The sequence below is a fragment of the Maribacter sp. genome (assembly GCA_020629415.1).
GTDB classification, from domain to species: Bacteria; Bacteroidota; Bacteroidia; order Flavobacteriales; family Flavobacteriaceae; genus Maribacter; species Maribacter huludaoensis.
In genome coordinates, this window is sequence record JAHDDL010000033.1 from 33,826 (window position 1) to 41,036 (window position 7,211).

The window sequence follows — 7,211 nt, forward strand, 5'->3', positions numbered from 1 at the left end:
CAACGGAAACAAGGAGAAACACATTCTTTTCTAGCTTTAAGACCAGTAAAAGAGTGCAATGGGTAGCAAGTAGACAGTTTACACATTAGAAATTTTAAAAAATTATTTGAGTTAGCTAAAAAAGGGATAAGACCTAAAAGTCTTATCCCTTTTCAATTTATTTTCATGTTTTATTTAATCCTCTAATGAAATTTCTTCCGCTACTCCATTAGGGTATGTAAGTGTTGCAATATCATCACAAGTGCCATCACCAAAATTTACATTTACTGAGAGTCCGTTTTTAGAAACATCCATATCTCCACTTGATACATAGGTACAGGTTATTTCACTTGTTAAAGGATCTTTGACGGTAACGTTATACGTATTTCCTTCAAAAATAACGGTCCAGCTGCCTTCTACACTATACGTTGCAGTTTCATTAAAAGAAATAGTTGTAAATTTTGTACCGCTGTCAGAAATAATAGCACCATCTTCCATTTCAACTGTCATTTCACTGGTAACCTCAAAAGTTATTGCGTTATCACTTGAGCTGGTATTGAACGAAAATGCTCTGGTACCATTAATTTTGGTTTCTCCCACGTAAAAGTCAACATAGCTAGCGGTAAAAGAACTTATTTCTCCTTGCAGATTATAGGTTACGGCTAAAGTACCATTTACATTATCTGTTCCATTTAACACACAATTATTAAAGGTGGCAATATAACCGGTGTCAGTGTAAACGGCGCTATAACACTCATAACTTAAAGTTTTACCTGTGGAACTATTATTGGATGATAACTCAAATAACGCTAAATCAATACCACCCGTGATGTCGTCTGTTTCTAGAACTGCTTTGAGCTCTGCTTGGGAAAAGTCAACTTCTTCAATAGTGCTATCATCTTCACTACAGCTGTATGCTATTAGTAATACACCTGAAAGGAATAATCCTTTGACAAATTTAAATGTTAGATTTTTCATGTTGAATTATTTGTAGGGTTGTTTTATTAAAACGTTGAAATCTAAACCCTAGTATTGAAAATTTCTATATTAACAAGTGCTGTATTTACTTGCATTACAATAAACGATATTCAAGAACGGTTATAATCGTATACGATATATTATATTTGATGTATGTTAATTAAAATGAACTTAAGGGATCAAGTGCGAGATTATCTGCTGTCAGAGATGACCACAGGTAACCTTAAAACAGGTAAAACCATTAATTTGGCTGCCTTGGCACGACACTTAAAGGTCAGTGTTACTCCTATTAGGGAGGCATTGACCCAATTACAACAATCTCACATTATAAAGGCGGTACCCAACAGAGGATTCATAATTGCAGAATTAGATGTTAAAGAAGCCGAAGATTTGTATGAGTTGGTTGCAAATTTAGAGGTCATGGCCATTGAAAATTCCGAGTTTACAGAACAGCATATTATTGAGCTTAAGAAACAACAAGAAGTTTTTGAAAATGCCAAGGATGCACTTTCTAGGATACGGGCAGATTTAGAATTTCACAGATTGTTGACCAAAAATTACAATAACGATCTTGCATTGAAGATTCTTAATGACTTAAAGACCCGCATTTTCTTTTATGAACGTGCCTTTACGGACGATGATTTTTTCTATAACAAATCTGACAATCAGCATGAATCCATTATTTCTGCAATTGCAGATGATAATGTACCTACCGCTTCACTCCTATTAAAAATGAATTGGATGCTAATTTTAAATTATGTTCAAAAGAAACTTACCGAATAAAATTATTCTAAATCTTGCAATAGTTCTTGCGCAGACCGTGTTACTTTAAGATAACCATTATACGCCCATTTACAGAAAAACACCATGATAACCATAGTAATAGTAAATATGATATATTGCTCTGTTTTTAAACTGGTTAGGAAGACGTTTTTGTTTGATATTATTTTTGAGGTCACCGGCACTATAAAAACCAACCCAATAAGACCAACGGCTATGCCAATTTGTTGCAACCTTAAAAGTCTATTCTTGGTCTTTACGTAAAGTTTTAAGTTTTCTTTATACGAACCATTTAAAATATCGATGTTTTTTATCCTTTTTAACGTAGAGAGTACCATTGCAGGTAATACAATTAAAAATGACAGCGTAAGTATACCGCACACCTTTAAATACCAGGTATCTAATTTTTGAAAATTTATGAGTATAACTAAGGCAATAGCAAAACAGATAATGGCTCCTAAAGTTTCATACTTGGTTATGGTCGTAAATTTATTCTGATATTTTTGCTTTGTCATGTCTAATATTATTTGGTTTGTCAATTTCTTTTGATGATTTATTTCGTTGCTCATTTGTGTCCATGCAGACTGTAGTTCTTCTAGTTCCATTATTTTTATTTTGTCATGTTAGTTTTTAATTTTTTCTTAATGCGAGAAATTTTAGTGCCCACATTGGTATCGCTTAATCCCGTTATTGTTGCGATCTCTTTATAACTTTTTCCTTCAAGCAAAAGAAAAATGAGTCCTCTTTCTAAGGTGTTCAAGTGTTGTAAATGCTGATATAGTAGCTTTAATCGCTCTTCTAAAACATCGTCTTTATCATCAGATTGAGTGCTGAAAACATCGGCAACAGAAACCGATTTTGGTTTTCTTTTTTTCTTTTTAATAAATGTTATTGCCGTGTTCATTGCTACACGATACATCCATGTGGTAATTTTGGCATCATTGCGAAAAGAATCAAAATATTTCCAAAGTTGAAAGACTACTTCTTGGAACAAGTCTTCTTGATCTTCCTTATTATCAGTGTAAATAGAGGTCGCCTTATATAATAATGCCTGGTGTTCACGTATTAATTCAGTAAAGACTTCTTCTTTCTGCATATATAAAAACGTATTTCCCCATTAGTATGCCTATTATCTTTTTTGTCACACTTTTTAGTGAATTCTTTTTTAAATTAAAACAAAAACAAGCTAACTCATACAACATGAGGTATATATGTGCGTTTTACTAAAAAAATAAATATAGGTATGCAGTTTTTAAATCGTGAAATTGAGGCGTTAACAAAGAGAAAAACCACACGAAGTTTAGTTAAAAAAGAGATTTCATGTGGTATTTTTCAAGATGTAAAAGATGTACCCGTAGTTGACGAAGCAGAAATACTTAAAGAAAAGTAATTACTATTTAAATAACGATGTATCTAAACCTGGTACTAGGTTCAGCGCATTTTTATAATATAGTTTTTTAAGTACATCATCCGGTAGGTTTAGACCGTACATAGACCAAAACGCATGATATTTTTTGTAGTACGGAAAATACTCGTCGTTACTCTCTAGCACCCTAAAATAAGTAGGGAACTCTTCTGGTTTCCAACTATCCTTACCAAAAAGGACCCGGTCTTGGTATTTTATAAAGAAAGCTCTTGCATGCTGTGGTTGTCTACCTAATTCGGCAATTACGGCAGATATACCTACACTCATATTCGGCATTTCATCTAGTAGTTCCCCAAGTTTATCAAGATTATTGGCATGCCAGCCCATGTGGGCATTGATGAATTTAGTGTTTGGATGTTTTCTGAATACGTTATGTTGTTCTTGAATAATCTGCTCAAATGGGGCTGGATCCGTAGCAGTGCGTTTTCTTCTAGGATGTGTTTTCAATTCTAACCATCTTTCATTATTGGCATCCATATCATCCCAGAAAGGTTTTGGGTCTGCAGCATGTATTAATACAGGCACTCCCATTTCTGCGCATTTGGCCCAAATAGCATCTAAACGAGGGTCATCTATAGCCAAACGATTCCCGTTGGCATCCTTATTTCTTAAACCAAGGCTTTTAAAAATCTTTAAACCCTTAGCACCATTCTTAATATCTTGCTCTAATTGAGCGGCGGCTTGTTCTCCCCATGCCATATCTTTTGCTCCTTCAAAATCAACATTTGCAAAAACAACAAACCTATTAGGGTAACTTTTATTGATATTATCTATCTTTTCTTTTAGGCTTGCCCCAGATCTACCACTTAAGTTTACCATTATGGCTTCGTTCATGGCATCCATATGAGCAATTAAACCATCTAGTGCTTCTACTGACATGTCTCTTTGATGGCTATGTATATCTATAAAAGGAAATTTTGCTTTAACAATTTCAGATGCAGGTACTACTAAGGTAGATTTAGGATTGTATTCTTCAAATCCCATTTCTTGTGCAGATAACAATGAAGTTACTAGGAATATTAAAAATGAAAATGTGGTGAATATTAGGTTATTACTAGGGTTTAATCTCTGCATTTGTTCTGTTTATTAATTCGTTGTATTCTAATTTAGTGTCTATGTCTATTATCCCATCCAATGCTTCCAAAGAAATTATTGATAATTCATCATTGTTCAAAAGTTCTTTTGCGCCAAAATCACCTTCTAATTGAGATAAATGTTGAAAATGTATATTTGAAAACAAGGCGGGCACACCTATTTTCTTACCGTAGTTTGTAGCTGCGATTTTACACGAATTATTTTCAAAAACGTTGATCAAGGAATTCAAATAATTATGGTCAAGTAGCGGTTGATCCGCAAGACAGATTAAAATTGCATCTACACTGGGTAATTTCTTTAACAAGGCCTTTACACCATAGGCAATACTATTGCCAAGTCCGTTAGACCAGTTCGGATTTACAATTACATCTATTTTTTTTTCGTTCAAATTACATTCTCTACGTATAAGTTTAGCATTTGACCCTAATACAACGTGCACGGATGCAGCATTACTTTTTTCAACGGTTTTAATTGTTTCCAACAAAAAGTTTGAATTCTTCCAAGGCATTAATTGCTTTATACCGTTCATGCGCCTAGAAGCCCCGGCAGCCATTACTAATACCGCGATATGTAGTTCTTTTTTCAACCCTAAATTGTACTTAGTTTATCTCTCAACTTAACAGGCTGTGTCTTGCGAATAACGGTCAGGATTTCTGCCAAAATAGATATAGCTATTTCTTGCGGAGTTTCTGCACCAATGTTCAATCCTGCAGGACCATGAATATTTTCTATAAAATCTAGATCAATGTCCATATCATGTTCCAGCAATTCAGACAACAATTTCTCCCTTCTTTTTATTGGTCCTAAAATACCTAAATACATAGGATGGCTATTTTTTAACCGTATTAAATATTTTAAGTCCTTTACATAACTATGGGTCATTAAAATTACAGCAGTATTATTATCTATAATATCAATATCAAAATCTTCCGGTTCTTGGTTCAATAATGCATCAATTCCAGGAAAATCCGAAATAGTTTTATTTTCTTTTGGAGTCACGGCTACGTTAACTTCCCATCCCATACCTATGCCAAAATGAGCCAGTTGTTTAGCATCGTGCTCCCCTCCTATTAACAAAAGTCTTTGGCAAGGTTGCATTGTTTGATCAAAATGCAAAGCATCTTCATGTTCGGTAGTATTTTCATTGAATGCATAGCGCTTTGAGTTAAGGGTTATATGCGTGCCATAATTATTTAAAACGCCATATTCCTTTTTATAAGAGGTACAAAGTTTAAATGATCGGCGTTTTTCAATGACGGAGTTGAAAGTATTTACCAATGTTTCATTTGGAGAAAAATATTCTAATAATATATATAATATACCTTCACAGCCTAACCTAAATCTACCATCATAAGTCATTAATTTAGTCGTTTTATTCTCAAAAACAGGTTGGGCCTGAAATAACACTTCCTTCTCTACACAACCACCACTTACAGCCCCGATCATAACACCATCTTCCCTAATGAGCATACGAACTCCAGGTTTGCGATAAGAAGAGCCGTCCAAATCGACTACAGTTGCCAAAACACATTTTAAATGAGCTACTTTAGCATTCCCGTATTCCTTAATTATCGTTTTAAATTCGTGCGTCATCAATCTTAATTTTTACACCTTCTAAAGTAGTAAAATTAAAGCTAATATTCTTAAAGTCTACTTCTCTTAAACCCAAATGAATAAAGGTGTTTCCATATCTTTAATCATGTGTAATTGTAGGCTTTAACAATCTTTAACATTTATTTTTTTATTCTTTATAATTTAAATAAACTTTGTCCGTTCTGCTAGTTGAACCCGTAATAATTGAATATGAAGAATTTTTTAAAAGCATTCAGTGTGTTTTTTATACTTGCCCTAATCGTATCTTGTGGTAATGCAGATGATGATGTAAATTTTAACCTTAATACAGGCGACGGACTAGGAAAAGGTACAGTGGTAGATGATTGTCTAGGTCTAGATGAAGGAGAACTTGTTTTGTCCATACAAGATCAGTACACCACCCTACCTGGTAAGGTATCAGTATTTTTCAGGGTATCGGATACCGGAGGAAACCCCGTTCCCGGTTTAACGGCAAATCAATTTACGATATATGAACAAGGTAGAAACGATGACTGTTTCAACACTATATCAACTTCAGAATCATCGGCACGTATATCACCCAACTCACAAATCTTCTCAAATAATACTTTATTGGTATTGGACTTAAGTAACAGTGTATTGAGCAGCAGTCTGGAGGAATTGAAATTGGCTTCTTCAAGTTTTATTGAGGCCGTTATGCCAGAAACTGCCACAGAATCTGTAAAAATGGCAATTTATTGGTTTGATGGTGAAGATGAATTACACCTGTTAAACGAATTGACATCTTCAAGAGAAGAACTTACAGATGCGGTCAACGGCATTACCGATGACATCAGCAATGACCCTTCTACAGATTTGTACGGTGCCGTAATAAAATCGACCGATATTGCATCGGATTTGATCAAGGTAACGACAGAGGGTGGTAAAATAGGTGCAGCATCAGTTGTTTTGTTCACAGATGGTACCGATCAGGCTTCTCGTTATACCGAAGATGCGGCATTAAAGAAAGTAAATGATGCAAATTCCAACATATCTTTCTTTAGTATTGGATTGGGAGCGGAAATAGATACCGATGTTTTGACCGCAGTTGGTAAAACAGCAAGTGTTTTTGCCACGAATAAAGATGAATTGGAAAACACCTTTAGAGATATATCAGAAAAAGTTTCTGAAAGGGCCAATAGCTTTTATCTTTTTGAATACTGTAGTCCTAAAAGAGATGGTAGCGGCGAAAACAATTTGGCTATAGAAATTAACACTGGTTCTAGACAAGGCGCAGTACAGACCAGGTTTAGTGCAAACGGATTTACCGGTGGGTGTGAATAAGTAAAATATCGACAAAATTCAAAAAGAAGCATGAAAATGCTTCTTTTTTTTTGCTCTA

9 protein-coding genes are annotated in these 7,211 nt (G+C 34.5%); 3 read left to right on the forward strand and 6 right to left on the reverse strand.

Annotated elements, in window-relative coordinates:
* Window positions 1-174: 174 nt before the first annotated feature.
* Window positions 175-957: a hypothetical protein gene (locus QZ657_RS13180; protein WP_291967430.1), complete on the reverse strand. Its 783-nt coding sequence runs from the start codon at window positions 955-957 to the stop codon at window positions 175-177.
* A gap of 153 nt (window positions 958-1,110) precedes the next feature.
* Here QZ657_RS13180 and QZ657_RS13185 point away from each other — a divergent pair, with 153 nt between their 5' ends.
* Window positions 1,111-1,740, forward strand: a complete 630-nt coding sequence (locus QZ657_RS13185; protein WP_291967432.1) for a GntR family transcriptional regulator — start codon at window positions 1,111-1,113, stop codon at window positions 1,738-1,740.
* Window positions 1,741-1,742: 2 nt separating this feature from the next.
* Here QZ657_RS13185 and QZ657_RS13190 read toward each other — a convergent pair whose 3' ends face one another.
* Both QZ657_RS13190 and QZ657_RS13195 read right to left on the reverse strand, forming a co-directional pair.
* Entirely contained in the window at window positions 1,743-2,342 is a 600-nt protein-coding gene (locus QZ657_RS13190) for a hypothetical protein (protein ID WP_291967434.1), read from the reverse strand.
* Window positions 2,343-2,347: 5 nt separating this feature from the next.
* Entirely contained in the window at window positions 2,348-2,833 is a 486-nt protein-coding gene (locus QZ657_RS13195) for an RNA polymerase sigma factor (protein WP_291967436.1), read from the reverse strand.
* Window positions 2,834-2,980: 147 nt separating this feature from the next.
* On the opposite strand from QZ657_RS13195, the gene QZ657_RS13200 reads away from it, so the two are divergent.
* Entirely contained in the window at window positions 2,981-3,127 is a 147-nt protein-coding gene (locus QZ657_RS13200; RefSeq protein ID WP_291963488.1) for a hypothetical protein, read from the forward strand.
* Window positions 3,128-3,130: 3 nt separating this feature from the next.
* On the opposite strand, the gene QZ657_RS13205 is transcribed toward QZ657_RS13200, so the two are convergent.
* From QZ657_RS13205 to QZ657_RS13215, 3 genes are read right to left on the reverse strand one after another with little or no spacing between them, the layout of a single operon-like run.
* A complete protein-coding gene (locus tag QZ657_RS13205) occupies window positions 3,131-4,237 on the reverse strand; it encodes an amidohydrolase family protein (protein WP_291967438.1) in 1,107 nt (368 codons plus the stop codon).
* A complete protein-coding gene (locus QZ657_RS13210; RefSeq protein WP_291967440.1) occupies window positions 4,218-4,844 on the reverse strand; it encodes a nucleotidyltransferase family protein in 627 nt (208 codons plus the stop codon). The genes QZ657_RS13205 and QZ657_RS13210 overlap by 20 nt, the downstream gene beginning before the upstream one ends.
* A 2-nt stretch (window positions 4,845-4,846) precedes the next feature.
* On the reverse strand, window positions 4,847-5,851 hold the full coding sequence (locus QZ657_RS13215; RefSeq protein ID WP_291967442.1) for an XdhC family protein: 1,005 nt from the start codon (window positions 5,849-5,851) through the stop codon (window positions 4,847-4,849).
* 210 nt (window positions 5,852-6,061) lie between these two features.
* On the opposite strand from QZ657_RS13215, the gene QZ657_RS13220 reads away from it, so the two are divergent.
* Window positions 6,062-7,153 (forward strand): vWA domain-containing protein, encoded by a 1,092-nt coding sequence (locus QZ657_RS13220; protein WP_291967444.1) that lies wholly within the window; start codon window positions 6,062-6,064, stop codon window positions 7,151-7,153.
* The last annotated feature ends 58 nt before the right edge of the window (window positions 7,154-7,211 follow it).